The 16,029-nt window shown below is 34.6% G+C and carries 9 protein-coding genes; all 9 read left to right on the top strand.

Going from position 1 to position 16,029, the window contains the following annotated elements; translation table 11 throughout:
- Window positions 1-108 precede the first annotated feature (108 nt).
- The 9 genes from P7V56_RS09420 (at window position 109) to P7V56_RS09380 (ending at window position 16,013) form a co-directional block, all read left to right on the top strand.
- On the top strand, window positions 109-2,928 hold the full coding sequence (locus P7V56_RS09420; protein WP_171223007.1) for a triple tyrosine motif-containing protein: 2,820 nt from the start codon (window positions 109-111) through the stop codon (window positions 2,926-2,928).
- Between the two features lie 339 nt (window positions 2,929-3,267).
- Window positions 3,268-6,345, top strand: coding sequence for a SusC/RagA family TonB-linked outer membrane protein (locus tag P7V56_RS09415; protein ID WP_171223008.1), 3,078 nt, complete (start codon window positions 3,268-3,270; stop codon window positions 6,343-6,345).
- Between the two features lie 11 nt (window positions 6,346-6,356).
- A complete protein-coding gene (locus tag P7V56_RS09410; RefSeq protein WP_171223009.1) occupies window positions 6,357-7,868 on the top strand; it encodes a RagB/SusD family nutrient uptake outer membrane protein in 1,512 nt (503 codons plus the stop codon).
- A gap of 13 nt (window positions 7,869-7,881) precedes the next feature.
- Window positions 7,882-8,994, top strand: coding sequence for a hypothetical protein (locus P7V56_RS09405; protein WP_171223010.1), 1,113 nt, complete (start codon window positions 7,882-7,884; stop codon window positions 8,992-8,994).
- Window positions 8,995-9,000: 6 nt separating this feature from the next.
- A complete protein-coding gene (locus P7V56_RS09400) occupies window positions 9,001-9,975 on the top strand; it encodes a hypothetical protein (protein ID WP_171223011.1) in 975 nt (324 codons plus the stop codon).
- A 95-nt stretch (window positions 9,976-10,070) separates the two neighbouring features.
- Window positions 10,071-11,150, top strand: a complete 1,080-nt coding sequence (locus P7V56_RS09395; RefSeq protein ID WP_171223012.1) for a glycoside hydrolase family 16 protein — start codon at window positions 10,071-10,073, stop codon at window positions 11,148-11,150.
- Window positions 11,151-11,311: 161 nt separating this feature from the next.
- Window positions 11,312-12,754, top strand: a complete 1,443-nt coding sequence (locus P7V56_RS09390) for a glycoside hydrolase family 30 protein (protein WP_240976688.1) — start codon at window positions 11,312-11,314, stop codon at window positions 12,752-12,754.
- A gap of 22 nt (window positions 12,755-12,776) precedes the next feature.
- Complete coding sequence (locus P7V56_RS09385) at window positions 12,777-14,231, top strand: glycoside hydrolase family 30 protein (RefSeq protein WP_171223013.1); 1,455 nt, start codon at window positions 12,777-12,779, stop codon at window positions 14,229-14,231.
- Window positions 14,232-14,267: 36 nt separating this feature from the next.
- A complete protein-coding gene (locus tag P7V56_RS09380; protein WP_171223014.1) occupies window positions 14,268-16,013 on the top strand; it encodes a cellulase family glycosylhydrolase in 1,746 nt (581 codons plus the stop codon).
- The last annotated feature ends 16 nt before the right edge of the window (window positions 16,014-16,029 follow it).

Here is a 16,029-nt window from a genome sequence, read left to right as displayed (position 1 = left end):
CTGAATTGAGAAATGGCAACGATAGGTTTACATTTTTTTAGTTTTTTATATTGATGGATTAAAAATGAAACGATATTTTTACCTATTGATAATAACCAACTTAATTATATGTTTCAACATAAGGCACCTTTAAAAACAATTTTGATTTCACTACTGTTTGTTATCCAACTCACAGCTCAGGAATTACCTCCAATTGTAAAATATGAATCAACAGTTTATGGTGCTGGTAATCAAAACTGGATGGTTGCTCAGGACCACAATCAGTTTATTTATTTTGCTAACAACGAAGGATTACTTGAATTTAATGGTTCAAATTGGTCTCTTTATAAATCACCAAATGAGACCATTATGCGCTCTGTAAAAGTTGTTAATGATAGAATTTATACCGGTTGCTACATGGAGTTTGGTTTTTGGAAAAGATATGCCAATGGTAATTTGAAGTATACATCATTAAGTAAAAAAATAAAAAGTAAATTAATTGAAGACGAACATTTTTGGAACATTATTAATTTAGATAAATGGGTTTTATTCCAATCGTTTAAACGAATTTATGTTTATAATTCAAAAGACGACAGTTTTCAGTTTATTGACAATCATCACTATATTTTCAAATGTTATAAGATTAACAATTCTGTTTATTTTCAGACTGTTGGTAAAGGATTGTATGAAGTGGTTAATGGCAAAAGTATATTGATATGTGATGATGAGAGGATAAAAACCAATAGAATTGTTGAAATATACAAGCACAAAGACGGATTGCTGTTTCAGACAGAAAGAGCCGGTGTTTTCAAGTTGGAAGATAAAACACTAACTCCTTTTTATTTTGAATCGGATAGCGAATTGAAGCCTAATTCAATTTTTTGTGCCAAAATGTTGTCAGATGGTGGTTTTGCATTGGGAACCATATCAAACGGTATCTATATTCTTGATAAACAAGGTAAAATAAAACACCATATAACGCAGAATAGTGGTTTAGGAAATAATACGATACTATCGTTGAATGAAGATGCTGACAATAATTTATGGTTGGGATTGGATAACGGGATTGATTGTATCAATCTTCAGTCGCCTATTAAAAGTTATAAAGATGATTCTGGATTTTTAGGCACTGTTTACGCTTCAATTAAATTTAAAGATAAGATTTATGTTGGCACCAATCAAGGTTTGTTTTGTAAAAGTGTAGGAATCAATGAAAGCTTTCGTTTGGTTAATGGAACGAAAGGACAAGTTTGGACACTCTTTGAGCATGATAATCAATTATTTTGCGGCCATGATTTAGGTACTTTTTTAATTGGTCCAACAAACATTAGCTTAATTTATAAACAATCTGGGACATGGAAATTTAATAGTCCACCTAATAATCCAAATTTGATTTTACAAGGAAATTATAACGGTATTTCGGTTATAGAGAAAAAAGGGAATAATTGGGTTTTTAGAAATAAAATCGATGGATTTGATATTTCATCGCGCTATTTTGAATTGACAAATAAAAACGAAATCTATGTTGGGCACGAATATAAAGGCGTTATAAGAGTATTGTCAACAGATAATTATTTTAGTGCCAAAAAATTTGATGTATTAAAAACACCAAGTAAAGGTAAACACATTAGTTTAACCAAATATAATGGTACAATATTTTACGGAGGTAGGAGTGGAATATTTAAACTAGATTTAAAAACAGGTCAATTTGTAAAAGACATTAGTTTGAGCAGTGTCTTAAATAATGATGAGTATGTTTCAGGTAAACTCAATGTCGATAAGTCAAATAAAATGTGGTTTTTTACCAAAAACTACATTTACTATTTTACTTCAGGAAATTTTGATAAAGAGCTAAAAAAACACAAAATCCCTATTCCAATTACTATAATCAATCCTATGATTGGATATGAAAATATAACACAAATATCTGATAATGAATATTTTGTTGGAAAAACAGACGGCTATTTTATTATTAACTTGACCGATTTTAAAGTTAAAAGTCATAATATCATAATGACAAGTGTAAGTGTTAATAAATTAGGCGGGTCACTTGTTAATCTTCCCATTTCTCAACCCGGAGAATTGTCACATGATGAAAACAATCTTATTTTCAATTACACTATTCCGCAATACAATCGATTTATTGATGTGGAATACCAATACATGCTTGAAGGGCAACGGGGACAATGGAGTGAATGGAGCACTAAGCCAAGTATCAACTTTAAAAATCTTGAACCTGGAGATTTTGTATTTAAGGTTAGAGCTAAAATTGCCAACTCTTCTCCAGAAAATATTGTAGAATATAGATTTACCGTATTGAAGCCATGGTATTTAACAAATTTGGCTTGGTTCATTTATGCTTTATTGCTTATAGCAATGGCTTATTATATTAATAAAGCTTATAGAAATTACTATAGAAAAAATGAAGAAAAACTTATTGAAGAAAATAATTTGTTATTGGAAATCAATGCTTTAGAAAACGAACAGCAATTAATGAAACTCAAAAACGAGCAACTTTCTCACGATGTAGATTCCAAAAACAGAGAATTAGCTGTTTCTAAAATGAGTTTAATTAAGAAAACAGAATTACTAAATATTATTAAAGAAGATTTGAAGAAATCTTCTGACGAGAATAGTGGTAGAAATATAAAATCTGTAATTTCTACTATTAATAGAAACATTACTCAAGATAATTCTTGGGATGTTTTTAAAGAAGCATTTGATAATGTAGACAATGATTTCCTTAAAAAAATAAAAGCATTACATCCTAGTTTGACACCAAGTGATTTGAAACTTTGTGCCTATTTAAGGATCAATTTATCCTCAAAGGAGATTGCGCCCATTTTGAATATTTCTATACGAAGTATGGAGATAAAACGATATCGTTTGCGTAAAAAACTCAATTTATCGCATGATGAAGGTTTAGCCGACTACATTTTGAGTATTTAACTATATATTATTTAGTTAAAAATACCTTAACATTTCCTTATCAACAACCTTTTCGTAAGCCTTTTGTGAGGCTTTTTTTTGTATAGGTATTAATTTGTTTCAGGCTATTTTGTTGGCTATTTGTCAAATTCATATTTATTAATCTCAAAAATTTCATTATGTATATTTTTTGTTAAGGTTAATTATCTATATGATATTTTTTAAATAAATAATTTAACATCATCTTAAGAAGGCATATAATATGTCTTGTATAATTAACCAAAACCAATATAATATTAATCGCTTATGAATTTAAAGCTATTTTCTGAAAAAAATAGGAAAAACATTTTCCTTTTTTCTATGTTTTTTGCCTTTATTGTATCAGCTCAGGCTCAAAAAACAGTAACCGGAACTGTTAACTCAGGAGGATTACCTTTGCCGGGAGCAAATGTTAAGGCAAAAGGGACATCGGTTGAAACTTCTGCCGATATTGATGGTAAATTTACCATTAATGTATCCAATGATGTGACCACTTTAATAGTGTCATATATTGGTTATACCACCAAAGAAGTTGCTATAACAAGTGGTAACATGATTGTTGAACTTGAAGAGCAAAGTAACAACTTAGAGGAGGTTGTTATCAACGTGGGGTATGGTACCCAAAAGAAAAGTGTAGTAACTGGAGCAATTTCTAAAGTAACAGCCAAAGATTTAGAAAATGTCCCTAATGGTAGAGTTGAGCAAGCTTTACAAGGAAGAACAGCGGGAGTTACCATTGCGATGAACGCCGGACAACCTGGAGCAGGTTCAACAGTTAGAGTAAGAGGTATTACCACGCTTAATGACAATAATCCTTTATGGGTTATTGATGGAGTTGCAGTTGATCCCGGTGCTTTAGGGGCATTGAACCAATCTGACATCGAATCTATTGAAGTTCTAAAAGATGCTGCGAGTGCGGCTATTTATGGAGCACAATCTGCAGCAGGGGTTATATTAGTAACTACTAAAAAAGGAAAGTCTGGGAAACTAACTGTAAATTATAATGGTTTTGAAGGAGTTTCATCCCCTGAAAGAACATTAAATTTGTTAAACGCTACTCAATATGGTGCAATCATGAATGAGCGCTATGTAAATGGAGGCGGAATCGGAAACATACCTTACCCTGATTTGGGTATTTTAGGTAAAGGAACTGATTGGCAAAAAGCCATTTTTAATGATAATGCTCGTCGTTATTTACATGAAGTGAGTTTGTCTGGTGGTGGCGAAGTTTCTAATTATTACTTTTCATTTGGTACGCAAAGTCAAGAAGGTATTGTAATGCCAGAAATTTCAAGCTATCAGAAAAAAAATATTCGTTTAAATTCAACACACAAAGTTAAAGATTGGCTTACTATTGGACAAACCATAGGGTATACACATCAAAAATCTGTGGGTATTGGAAATACGAATAGTGAATATGGAGGGCCTTTGGCTTCAGCTATCAACTTAGATCCAATTACTCCAATTATTGAAACAGATCCAATTTTAGCTAATGGTGTTACATATAGTAATCCTTATGTAATTAGAGATGGAAATGGAAATCCTTATGGAATATCGAGTGTGGTTGGTCAAGAAATGACAAATCCTTTGGCTTATGCAAAAACAAGAGGTGGTCAATACAATTGGTCAGATGATTTCATCGGAAATGTTTTTGCTGAAGTTAAACTAATGAAAGATTTGAAATTAAGATCTACTTTAGGTGCTAAACTAGCTTATTGGGGAGGTCAAGGTTTTACCCCATTATTTTATTTGAGCCCAACAGTTAATAATACGACATTAAACAATATTTCAAGAATTGAAAATAGAGCGTTTAACTGGAATACTGAAAATACTTTAACTTATTCTAAAAGTATAAAAGAACACAACTTCACCGTTTTATTGGGTCAAGGAGCTTATAAAAATAATGAGTTCTACAAAGTAACCAGTGCTACACATTTCGGTTTAAGTACAAACGACTATACTGAAGCTTCTTTTAATGATGGCACTGTAACACAAGATAATAAAGTAGGATATGCTTATGATGTTCCTGCTGTAATTACTACTTCAATATTTGGACGTTTAAGTTATGACTACAAAGAAAAATATTTGTTTAGCGGATTGATTAGAAGAGACGGTTCTTCACAATTTGGCCCTAATAACAAATATGGAACATTCCCATCTCTATCTTTAGGTTGGGTTCCGACTAAAGAAGAATTTTGGAAAGAAAACAAAATTTTAAATTCACTTAAGTTGCGTTTTAGTTATGGTGTAACTGGAAACAGTAGAATTCCAAACTTTGCCTATCAAGCTATAATTGAAGGAGGACGAAACTACAGTTTTGGTAGTAATGGTGTAGTGACATCTGGTTCAACTCCGGGGAGAATTGCTAACCCAGAATTAAAATGGGAGGAAACGACACAAACAAATTTAGGTTTTGACGCCAAATTATTAAACGACTTTACTTTCACGTTTGATTGGTACAAAAAGAAAACTTCAGGTATTCTTCTAGATCCTGAATTACCGGGATATGTTGGAAATGAAGCACCACCATTCCAAAACATCGGAGAAATGAATAATACCGGTTTGGAATTTGAATTGGGCTATAAAAAAAGAATAAAAGATTTCAACTTATCTGTGAATGCCAACTTGGCTACTATTAAAAATGAAGTAGACTATTTAGGACCTGTAGCTTATTATAATGGTCCAGGATTCCAATCAATGGGTCCTGTAACCAGAACTCAAGTGGGTCAAGCTTATAATTCATTTTATGGATATCAAACGGCAGGTATTTTCCAAAATCAAGAAGAAATTAATGCATACACTAATGCATCTGGTGGTTTGATTCAGCCAAATGCTGTTCCCGGTGATTTCAGATGGAAAGATGTTAATGGTGACGGAACCATAACTGCAGATGATAAAAAATTCTTAGGCAGTCCACTACCTAAAATGACTTTTGGTTTTACTGTTAACATGGATTACAAAGGATTTGACATGATGATTTTTGCTCAAGGAGCTGCCGGAAACAAAATTTTCCAAGGATTACGTCGTTTAGATATCGGAAATGCTAACTATTCTACAGAAGTGTTGAGCAGATGGACAGGAGAAGGAACTTCCAATTCATATCCAAGATTATCTAGTAGTGATAATAATGGAAACTTTACAAACATGTCAGATTTTTATTTAGAAGATGGTGATTACCTTAGATTTAAAGTTGTTCAACTCGGATATACTTTACCTGCAACGATGGTCAATAAAATCGGAATGCAAAAAGTTCGCTTATATATTACCGGTGAAAACTTATTAACTTTAACTAAATATACTGGTTATGATCCGGAAATTGGAGGAGATGTTTTTGGTATCGATAGAGGATATTATCCACAAGCTCGTACTTTTATGTTTGGTGCTAACTTACAATTTTAAAAAAAAATAAAATGAAAAGAAATATTAAAATTTTAGCGTTAACTGCTTTAACTTCATTCATGGTTATTTCATGTAGTGAAGAATTTTTAGAGGTAGATCCTAGCGGATTAAATGTTGAAGCCAATTATTATAGAAATGAAACTGAAGCTTTTGCAGGTTTAGTTGGTGTCTATGATATGGTAAGAAAAAATTCTGGAGGTTTTGAAAATATGATTACCATGTTTAATGCCGGTTCTGATGATCACTATGCTGGTGGTGGTAGTTCATCGGATGGTGCTGGAATTCAGTCCTTCTCTAATTACACCATCAATACCAATACCATTCCAAGAAGTTTTTGGAGTGATTATTATAGAGGTATTTACAGAGCCAATTTAATGTTGGTTAAATTACCGGGTGTTCCGATGGATGAAACAACTAAGGCAAGATTTGCTGCAGAAACTAAAGTATTGAGAGCTTATTATTATTTTAATTTAGTTAGAATGTTTAAAAACATTCCACTTATTTTAGAACCGCTTTCTCCATCACAATATTATTCAGTGACTCAAGCTGATCCTGCAGAGGTATATGCTCAAATAGAATCTGATATTACCAGTTCTATTGCCGACTTGCCTCAAACTGTAAATGCATCAACTGATGGTGGTAGATTGACTCAAGGTTCTGCGCGTGCAATCTTAGGTAAGGTATATCTATATCAAGGTAAAAATTCAGAAGCAGCTGCTGAGTTTGCTCAAGTTAATGGTACTCCGGGCGGAGTTAGTCAATATGGTTATAGTTTGTTGACAAACTACAACGACTTATGGAATTTCTCAAATAAATTCAATGCAGAATCTGTATTTGAAGTTGCCCATTCAGCACAAGGTTCTTATTGGGGAATTTGGGGAGGTAATGCTGACGAAGGTAATACGGTAAATGTTATGGTAGGTCCTAGAAGTTATGTAAGATTGAATAGTGCTTTTGCACCAGATCTTCCATCAGGATGGAGTTTTAATGTATTTACAGAAGATTTCTACACTTTCATGCAAGGTGATCCAAGATTTGATGCAACCGTATTTGATTTAAAAGCTTTACAACAAGCTGGTCATGCAGATTTTATTGGTGGTTATCAAGATACAGGATATTTTCTTAATAAGTTTTTACCAAAACAAGCAGACGTATACTCTGGTCCTGGTGATGCCGTGTTAAATTACAGACAAAACACTTATGCTATCAGATTAGCAGATACTTATTTAATGGAAGTTGAAGCTTTAGGCGCGACAGGAACTAGAGCACAAGCTTTATTGGATGCAGTAAGAGCCAGAGTAGGACTTCCATCAATTCCGGTTTCAATGACTGCTCTTAAAAATGAGAGAAGAAGAGAGTTAGCCGGTGAGGGTCACAGATGGTTTGATCTTGTTCGTTGGGGTGACGCTCCGACAGTTTTAGCCAGTAGAGGATTTGTAGCCGGTAAAAATGAAATTTTACCAATTCCAGCATCAGAATTAGCAGGCACACAAATAGTTCAAAATCCTAATTATGTTAATTAAAATTAAAAATAATATGAAAAAAATAATTTTAAGTTTTACAATCCTATCTCTTTTGGCTGTAACAAGTTGCAGTGTGCCGGATGGTATTGATTCGAATTTATCAGCTTTAAATTCTGCCGGTTCGGCAAATTTTGATAGAATATTTGATATCAGCACTGATAATTCAGGTCTTGTTAAAGTAACTCCTTTAGGTGAAGGTGTTTCTAAATCAATAGTTACATTAGGTCACGGAGATTCTGGTGAGATTACTTTATATCCCGGACAAAGTACTACACATAGTTATCCGGAAGGAAGCTATACTGTGACTATTGTATCTTATGATATTGCAGGGCAAGCAACTACCAATACTTATCCTTTAGAGGTTACTTATGTTGCTCCAATGAATATCAATGCTACGCAAAGTTTTGCAGGTACAACATTAAACTTAACCGCCACCGCAGACTATGCCAACGGAATGTTGGTTACTTGGGGTGATGGTGGTGCTAATGAAGTTCCTACAGTAATGTCAGGAAGTTTAGGAAGTACATTTACAGCTCCTGCGCATACATATGCACCTGGTGTTTATACGCTAACAGTTACTGCTTTGAGCGGTGGTGCAGCGACAACATCGGCCACTTATCCGATTACCGTATTTGCGCCTTATTCACTTCCGATTACTTACGAAAGTCCGATTCAAAATTACAGTATCGGAGGAACTTTTGGAGGTGTTAGTGTAGCTGTTGTTCCCAACCCGTTTCCGGGAGGTCTTAATACCAGTAATACGGTATGGAGATATACAAAACCTTCAGGCGCTGCTTCTTGGAGCGGTACTTGGACGCCTTTGTCAACTCCAAACGGCACTCCAATCAATATAGATAATGGAAACAAAATCAAAGTGTTAGTATATTCAACAGAGGTAGGAAAAAAGCTTAATGTTGAAATTGAGCAAGGATCAAATGGAGTGCCAAATCAAATTTTAAAAGTAGCTTCTACAGTAGCTAATCAATGGGAAGAACTCGTTTTTGATTTTGGACCACTTGGTATTCCAGCCGGTACAACTTTTAACCAATTAGTTTTCCGTTATAATGACGTTGCTGATGGATCTGGTGAAGTTATTTACATTGATAATGTTAGACAAACAAATTAAAAAATTATGAAAAACAATTTTAAATATTTATCAGTAGCTTTTCTTAGTATTGCCTCTTTATTTGTAGGATGTCAAGACGATGATTATTCTATGGGAGATTTAACCGCTCCTACAGGTTTAGCTATTCAAACAGAAGTAGTAGGTCAAGATGCCTCAAATCCTAATGGAGATGGTTCAGGTAAAGTGAATATCACAGTTAGTGCTAACGACGCAATGTCTTTTAAAATTGGTTACAATGAAGTAACCGATTTAATGGCTCCGGTAGAATTTTCAAGTGTACCAAGTACAATTCAAAATAGTATTTCAACCGGTACTATTCAAAAGAAATTCACTTCACTTGGATTACATACTTATAGAATAACTGTTGTTGCTTATGGAAGAGGTGGAACTTCAACCACTGCAACAGCTGATGTAGAAGTAGTGAGTAATTTTGCACCGGATCCTTCAATTGTAACTTATCTAACTAATGATTCATCTAAAGCATGGAAAGTTGACAAAAGTGTTCCGGGTCACTTTGGAGTTGGACCATGGACAGGTGCTGTATCACCAATATGGTGGTCAGCTGCCATAGACGAAAAAGTACTTTGTTGTAACTGTTTCTATACTTCAACTTTTACATTCACAAGAGTAACTTCTTCCAATTCATTTACCATTCAAGCAGCGACACCTGATGGTGCTTTCACTAAAACAGGTTCATTGGCATCTATACCGGGAATTCCGGGCTCAGGTGACGAAGGTTGTTATAGCTATGGTGGCGGAACGACACCGTTTTCATTTATTCCTTCAAGTTCAGGTATTGCTTCAGATACACCATCTACCCAAACCAGTATAATGCTGTCAGGTAGTACGACATTCATTGGTTATGGTTCATTACAGAAAGAGTACGAGATAATGGTTATAACACCTACTTATATGTACTTGAGAGTTCAAGGAACCGAAACAGGAAACGCTTGGTACTTAAAACTTATACCGGCTTTATAATACATCCGGTAATTTATACCAACAGGAATTATTCATGTTTGATTCCTGTTGGTTTCTTAATTCAATTTTATTATTCATTTTTTAATAGTGTCATTTTGAAATATTATCTTCAACCAAAGGGATTTGGTTTTCTATATCGTTTATCTTCCGTTTTAGTTGCTTTCTTTTTTCTCAGTTGTAGTAGTGGAGGAAGCGGAAGTAATGACAATGATACCAAGCCGACAAATTTGGTAATCAATACCGAAATTGTAGGTTCAAATTCTTCGAATCCTAATGGTAACGGTAGCGGATTAGTAAATTTTACAGTTTCTGCAAATAATGCTACCTCTTACAGAATTTTAATTGGTACCGATGTTATTAACACCACTACCGGTGTATTTGACTATACATTTACCCAATCAGGGACCAATAATTACACTATTTATGTGTCTGCCTATAATGGCGCTGAGTTCATATCATCATCAGTTACTATTACAGTTTTTGTTACTACCACTATGGCTTGGTCTGATGAGTTTAATACGGACGGTCCGCCGGATAGCTCAAAATGGAGCTATGAAACCGGTGCCGGGGGTTGGGGCAATAATGAATTACAACATTATACTAATCGCCCCGAAAATGTGATTGTCCAAGGTGGTGTTTTGAAAATTAATCTTATTAAAGAACCTTACAACGGAAGTAATTATACTTCTGCCAGAATTGTTACTAAAAACAAATATGAGTTCAAATACGGGCGAGTAGATATAAGAGCCAAACTTCCTGCAGGTGGTGGCACTTGGCCGGCACTGTGGATGCTGGGCTCTGATATTAATACCAATCCTTGGCCGGCTTGTGGTGAAATTGATATCATGGAGCATGTTGGGAATAATCTCAATAGAATCTATGGTACTTTACATCATCCCGGACATTCGGGTGGTAATGCTGACGGAGGCAACGTACTCATCAGCAATGCGACTACCCAATTCCATATTTATTCTTGTGAATGGTCGGCAAGCACGATTAAATTCTATGTGGATAATGTCTTGTTTTATACATTCAATAATAATAGTGGTTTACCTTTCAACAAACCATTTTTCTTTATTTTCAATTGTGCTATGGGAGGAAATTTTGGCGGAGCTGTTGATCCCAATTTTACTTCGGCTACACTTGAAGTAGATTACGTTCATGTTTATCATTAATATTTTGTTTAGGTTAGAAGTCCATAAATAGCTTCTATTATATTTTTAATAGAAGCTGTAATGGGCGATTTTAAATTTCTTCTATTGGCGATAAACAATTAAAAAAAATATTTCGATTCTATTAAAAGCCCATTGGCAAAATCTGCATAGTCTTTAAAATAATGATAAAACTTACTAAAATAAAAACACTTTTTTTTGCATCGTTTTTGAGCATGCTCACCAGTTGTGCTCAATCTTCGGATGAGTCAACACCAGACGCAGAACCAACACCAACTGTAAACGATGTTACTTTTTGGCTGACAAAAGGAAACGGAACCGTTAAATTAGAAAAGCAAACTACTGTACTCGGGTTTAATACAAGTAATAATATTTATCCGAATATTGAAGTAAATGATGGTCAAATCTTTCAAACCGTTGATGGTTTTGGATATACCTTAACCGGTGGAAGTGTTCAGGTAATTAACCAATTATCTGCTTCTAAAAAACAAGAACTCTTGCAAGAACTATTTGGTTCTTCAGCCAATTCAATTGGAGTCAATTATTTAAGAATAAGTATTGGGGCTTCTGATCTGAACAGCACGGTTTTCTCGTATGATGATATGCCTTCCGGACAAACAGATGTCAATCTGACTAATTTCAGTTTGAGTCCTGATGCTCAGTTAATACAATTATTAAAAGATATATTACAAATCAATTCAAACATTAAAATTATGGCCACACCGTGGTCGCCACCGGTATGGATGAAAGACAACGGAAGTTCCATAGGTGGAAGTTTGCTGCCACAATATTACAGTGTTTATGCCCAATATTTTGTAAAATACATACAAGCTATGCAAGCAGAAGGGATTGTGATTGACGCTATAACACCACAAAATGAACCTTTACACCCGGGAAATAATCCAAGTATGTTAATGTTGGCTACAGAGCAAGCTAATTTCATCAAAAACAATTTGGGTCCAGCGTTTCAAGCCGCCGGAATTACTACTAAAATTGTAGCTTATGACCACAATTGCGATAATCCGCAATATCCTATGACTGTTTTATCAGATTCCGGAGCGAATCCGTTTATTGATGGTTCTGCATTCCATTTATATGCAGGAGATATTTCGGCATTGAGTACGGTTCGCAATGCTTTTCCCAATAAAAACTTGTACTTCACAGAACAATATACCTCTTCAACAGGAAGCTTTGACGGGGATTTAAAATGGCATTTAAAGAATGTTATAGTTGGATCTATGCGCAATTGGAGTAAAACCGCATTGGAATGGAACTTGGCCAATGATGCTACTTTCGGTCCACATACAAATGGTGGCTGTACCACTTGTAAAGGAGCCATAACGGTAACAGGAAATTTTAGTTACGAACGCAATGTGGCTTACTATATCATTGCCCATGCCTCCAAATTTGTCCCGGCAGGTTCGGTCAGAATTGCATCCACACAATCCGGAAGTTTGTACAATGTAGCTTTCAAAACACCTCAAGGGAAAAAAGTTTTAATTGTTTTAAATGACGGTACTTCACCGGCAGTATTTAATATCAAATACAATGCAAAATGGGTTGCCGTATCACTGGAATCCGGTTCTGTTGGAACATTCGTTTGGTAACAAATTAATAAAAAGACATAAAATGAAAAAAATAATATTATTGGTGTTGCTCGTTTCGGTTTCTGCCTTTGCTCAAAAAAAGCAAAAATCAAAACCGCTACCTTTTTCAACAAAAAATAAAACAGTTACTGTCTACACTTCTGCTGACAGTACCAATTTAAGATTATCTATAACCGATAATCTAAAGTTTCAAGAGTTAAAACAACCCCTAGAATCTCAAATTTGCATTTTTGTTAATCCTGATAAAACCTTTCAAACTTTTGTTGGAATTGGAGGAGCTATTACAGATGCCAGTGCTGAAGTATTTGCCAAATTATCCCCTGAAAAACAACAAGAGTTTTTGAACGCTTATTTTTCTAAAGAGAACGGTATCGGTTACACTTTGTTGAGAACCAATATGAACAGTTGTGATTTTAGCTCTGATTCTTATACTTATATTCAAGACGGTGATAAAGATTTAAAGACTTTTGATATTCAGCACGACAAACAATTCAAACTACCATTGATTAAGAAAGCTATGGCAATGATTGGTAGTAAAGCTTCGTTTTATATAAGCCCATGGTCACCGCCGGCTTTTATGAAGGATAACAACAATATGCTGTTCGGTGGAAAATTATTGCCTGAATACCATCAAGCTTGGGCAAATTACTATGTAAAATATATCAATGCTTTACAAAAGGAAGGTATTCCGGTTTGGGGTTTGACAATTCAAAATGAACCAATGGCCAAGCAAATTTGGGAATCATGTATTTTCTCTGCAGAAGATGAAAGAGATTTTCTTAAAAATTATTTGGGACCAACATTACAAAAAGCTGGCTTAGGCGATAAAAAAATCACCGTTTGGGATCATAACAGAGATTTATTACTCCATAGAGCAAATACGATCCTTGAAGACTCTGAAGCCAGTAAATACGTTTGGGGAATTGGTTTTCATTGGTACGAAAGTTGGAGCGGAGGCGAACAGATGTATGAAAATGTTGGTAAGGTAAACGAATTATATCCATCCAAAAAATTAATGTTTACTGAAGGTTGTGTTGAAAAATTTGATGCCAATAAATACCAATTGTGGAAAAACGGACAGCGTTACGGAAAATCAATGATAAACGATTTCAATAACGGAACTGTAGCTTGGACCGACTGGAATATTTTATTAGACCAAAATGGTGGGCCGAATCACGTGAAGAATTTTTGTTTTGCACCAATTCATGGTGATACCAATAGAGGCGAATTAATTTATACACCTAGTTATTTTTTCATCGGACATTTTTCAAAATTTATTGATAAAGGTGCCAAAAGAGTCAGTAGTTCTGCGAGTAGAAGTCAACTTCTAACAACTTCCTTTATCAACAATGACGGTAAGGTTGTTACAGTGGTAATGAATCAAAGTAATTTGAAAATAAAATATAATCTGTGTATTGGAACTTCAGCAACAGAAGTAACTATTTTACCCAATGCAATTCAAACATTGGTCTACTAAATACAAATTTTTCCGTTTAATCATTACAACTAAAAAATGCAATTGTTTAAGAAAATTAGCATCGTCTTTTTATTATTGTCGTTGTCTTCATTTGGTCAGGGATTTTTACACCGGGACGGACAAAAAATAGTAGATGGTCATGGGAATAATATATTACTTCGCGGATTAGGAATAGGCGGATTAATGGTTCAGGAAGGTTATATGCTCAAAACAGCTGATTTTGCTGGACCACAGCATCAAATCAAAGAAAAAATAAACGATTTGATAGGGGCAAAAAACACAGAAGAATTCTATCAAGCTTATAAAAGAAATGGTCTTACCAAAAGAGATGTAGATTCATTAGCCGCATGGGGATTTAATTCTATTAGGTTGCCAATGCATTACGATTTGTATACATTACCGATTGAAAATGAACCTATAGCCGGACTAAATACTTGGTTACTTGAAGGATTTCAAATGACAGATGACTTGTTAAATTGGTGTGAGGCCAATAAAATGTACCTCATATTAGACCTTCACGCGGCTCCGGGCGGACAAGGGAAAGATGCCAATATTTCTGATTATGATGAAACCAAGCCATCGCTTTGGGAAAGTACGGCCAATCAAGATAAGATGGTAGCTTTTTGGAAAAAATTAGCAGAGCGCTATAAAGATAGCTCGTGGATTGGCGGTTATGATATTATCAATGAACCGAATTGGAATTTTTCAGGAACCAATAAAAATGGTTGTGATGAAACCAAAAATGAACCTTTACGAGCGTTGCAAATGCGTATCACTAAAGCCATTCGTGAAGTCGATACCAATCACTTGATTATTATTGAAGGCAACTGTTGGGGCAATAACTACAAAGGAATGTTCCCGCTTTGGGACGACAATATGGCGTTGAGTTTCCACAAATACTGGAGTCATAACGATATGGCAAATATTCAGGAGATTATAAATTATAGAAAAGAATTAAATGTTCCGATTTGGCTAGGTGAAACCGGTGAAAATTCTAATGTTTGGTTCAAAGATGTTATCACTTTGATTGAATCCAATAATATCGGTTGGGCTTTTTGGCCAATGAAAAAAATTGAAAACATCGCCGGAGTTACTTCTGTAAAAGGTACAGAAGGCTATGACAGACTTTTGCAATATTGGAAAGACGGAAAGAATAAACCCTCAGTCGAAGAAGCGAAATATACTTTGATGCAAATTGCTGAGAATTTTAAAATGGAAAATGTTATCGTTAAACCCGATGTCATCGACGCCATGTTTCGACAAATACAAACTAATGAAACTAAAGTCTATAAAAAACATAAATTACCTGGGAAAGTATTCGCATCTGAATATGATTTAGGCCAAATTAACCATGCTTATTACGATAACGATGTCGCCAATTATTGGGTTTCTAATGGTGGAAAAAGAACCGAATGGAACAGCGGAAATCAAATGCGAAATGATGGCGTAGACATTCAAAAATGTGACGACACAGTAACCAATGGATATGCAGTTAGTTATATTGAACAAGGTGAATGGATGCAATATACAATTGTATTAGATAGCACTAAAAGTTTTGAAATTAGCATAAGATATGCTTCAGAAAAAACAGGCGGGAAACTTTATTTATCGGATGAAAAAGGAAACAAACTTTCAAAAGTTATTTCACTTCCGGCTACTGGTGGTAATTCCAAATGGACGACTTTACCACTAGACACTATAAAACTGAAAAAAGGAATCAACAAAGTTAGGGTTTACTTCGAAATGGGAAGCTTTAATTTCAACTATCTGGAATTCAAATAGAAAGAATACAGAGTCC

The sequence above is a fragment of the Flavobacterium sp. IMCC34852 genome (assembly GCF_030643905.1).
In the GTDB taxonomy this organism is placed as follows: domain Bacteria; phylum Bacteroidota; class Bacteroidia; order Flavobacteriales; family Flavobacteriaceae; genus Flavobacterium; species Flavobacterium rivulicola.
This window is presented reverse-complemented; position numbering and strand designations above follow the sequence as displayed.

Excerpts from the sequence above, each read along its gene's own strand:
- P7V56_RS09410 (WP_171223009.1), top strand. The coding sequence starts at position 6,357 with ATGAAAAGAAATATTAAAATTTTAGCGTTAACTGCTTTAACTTCATTC.
- P7V56_RS09385 (WP_171223013.1), top strand. The coding sequence starts at position 12,777 with ATGAAAAAAATAATATTATTGGTGTTGCTCGTTTCGGTTTCTGCCTTT.
- P7V56_RS09400 (WP_171223011.1), top strand. The coding sequence starts at position 9,001 with ATGAAAAACAATTTTAAATATTTATCAGTAGCTTTTCTTAGTATTGCC.
- P7V56_RS09390 (WP_240976688.1), top strand. The coding sequence starts at position 11,312 with ATGATAAAACTTACTAAAATAAAAACACTTTTTTTTGCATCGTTTTTG.
- P7V56_RS09405 (WP_171223010.1), top strand. The coding sequence starts at position 7,882 with ATGAAAAAAATAATTTTAAGTTTTACAATCCTATCTCTTTTGGCTGTA.
- P7V56_RS09415 (WP_171223008.1), top strand. The coding sequence starts at position 3,268 with ATGTTTTTTGCCTTTATTGTATCAGCTCAGGCTCAAAAAACAGTAACC.
- P7V56_RS09420 (WP_171223007.1), top strand. The coding sequence starts at position 109 with ATGTTTCAACATAAGGCACCTTTAAAAACAATTTTGATTTCACTACTG.
- P7V56_RS09380 (WP_171223014.1), top strand. The coding sequence starts at position 14,268 with ATGCAATTGTTTAAGAAAATTAGCATCGTCTTTTTATTATTGTCGTTG.